Raw genomic sequence first — 1,753 nt, 5'->3', positions numbered from 1 at the left:
AGGGCTTGCCGGGAATCAACACGTCGGTTTGATCTCGGTCTTGTCGGGGCCGAGGAACCTGGCGACGTCTTCCCGTGTGCGGAAACGGGCTGTTGAGGCGGGGATATGAACTCCGTGGGTTTCCAGGAGCGGGCGAACGTCTTTCACTGCGCGGCTGATGGTCATGGCGGTGGTGTTGAAGAGCTGGCCCAGCAGGGCCATGGTCGCGAGTTTTCGCAGGTGGAGCACGGTGACCAGGACCCGGTCGGCTGAGGTGAGCTTGGCTTTGGCACCTGCGCCAGAGGCCACCAGGCGCTCATGGCCTCGACGTGTGCGCAGCACTTGCTCGCGTTGGGCCTCCATCGCTGGAGTCAACGAGTCGATGAGCTCGCTGAGCTGCCGGCGGGTCATCCCGGTCAGTTCCGGGTCCTGAAGCGAACTCCGCGTGAGGCGAGTCGGTCTGCCCGCCAGGGCCTCGTCCGGTGTGCTGCCGGTGGTCGCCGGGTCCATCGGACGCTGGGGGTGGAGGGTGTAGTTCCAGTCGCCGTGGAAGCGATGGCGGGTGATGGGCAGGGCGGCGATCTCGTCGTCACTAACGCGGATGCCGGTGGGGTACTGGCCCTTGTCGAGTTCGGCATGGACGGTGAGGCCAGTGCGGCTGGTGGTCGCTGCGATGGTTTGAAGCATGACTTCATGGCTGGTCAGGGGTCTGCCGCGCCAGTTCATGGTGATGTGGGAGAACAGCCGGTGCTCGATCTTGTTCCACTTCGAGGTGCCGGGCGGCAGGTGACACACCGTGATCTCAAGGCCGGTCTCGGCAGCGAAGTCGGCGAGCTGAGTCTTCCAGCCGCGGGTGCGGTAGCCGTTGGAGCCCCCGCCGTCGGCGGTGATCAGCAGCCGGCGGGCGCGGGGGTAGTCGTGCCGGCCGCGGGCCTGCCACCAGCGCCGGATCGAGGCGACGGCGAACGCCGCTGTGTCGTGATCGGTGCCGATACTGACCCAGCCGGTGTTGGCCGCCATGTCATAGATTCCGTACGGAATCGCCTTCTCGGCCTGGCCGGGGAAGTCGTGCGTCTTGACCCTCACGGGGTGCCCTGCGGGCCGCCATTCGTGCCCGGCGTTCTTGTAGTCGCCGATCAGCTCCTTCTTCTTGCTGTCCACGCTGATCACCGGGTCACCGGCGTCCCTGTGGTCTCGTGCCTGCTCATTGAGGTAGCGGAACTGGGCGTCTCTGTCGGGGTGCTGAGCACCCTCGATGGTCTTGGCGTTGGCCTGCAGACTGAAGCCTTCCTCCCGCAGCAGGCCGGCGACCGTGTCGGCGGAGACGCGATGGCCCTGCCTGGTCAGCTCCGCTGCCAGCTTCCGCGTCGACTTCGTCGTCCACCGCAGCGGCGACATCGGATCGCCTCGCTCGTCGGGCTCGACCAGCGCAAGTAGCGCCGGCCGCAGCTCCGGATAAAGGTCCACAGCCTTCTTCCGGCCCCCACCAGGACGACGGACCCGTCCCAACAGAGCCTGACCGGACTCCAGTTCAGACGCTCCGCGCGAGACCGTGCCCTCCCGAACCCCGGCCGCGGCAGCGACGAGCCTGATCCCACCATGCCCCAGCGACAGTGCTTCCGCCCCTATGGCCAACCGACGCTGCCGCTCGTCCAGATGCGGCAACAACACCTGGAACTTCGCAGCCAGGACGGCCTCGATCCCCTCCGGTCTCCCCATACCAGAACAACGAGTCCCGCAGCTGGAAGCCACGACTTGTTTCCCGGCAAGCCCT

1 protein-coding gene is annotated in these 1,753 nt (G+C 66.7%); it reads right to left on the bottom strand.

What is annotated here, in order from left to right:
* Nucleotides 1-15: 15 nt before the first annotated feature.
* Complete coding sequence (locus tag ACZ5XS_RS45740; protein ID WP_468661639.1) at nucleotides 16-1,698, bottom strand: ISAzo13 family transposase; 1,683 nt, start codon at nucleotides 1,696-1,698, stop codon at nucleotides 16-18.
* Nucleotides 1,699-1,753: the final 55 nt, after the last annotated feature.

Source organism: Streptomyces sp. NPDC033131 (genome assembly GCF_055578365.1).
This window is presented reverse-complemented; position numbering and strand designations above follow the sequence as displayed.

Coding starts and splice junctions, on each gene's coding strand:
- ACZ5XS_RS45740 (WP_468661639.1), bottom strand. CDS start 1,698: ATGGGGAGACCGGAGGGGATCGAGGCCGTCCTGGCTGCGAAGTTCCAG.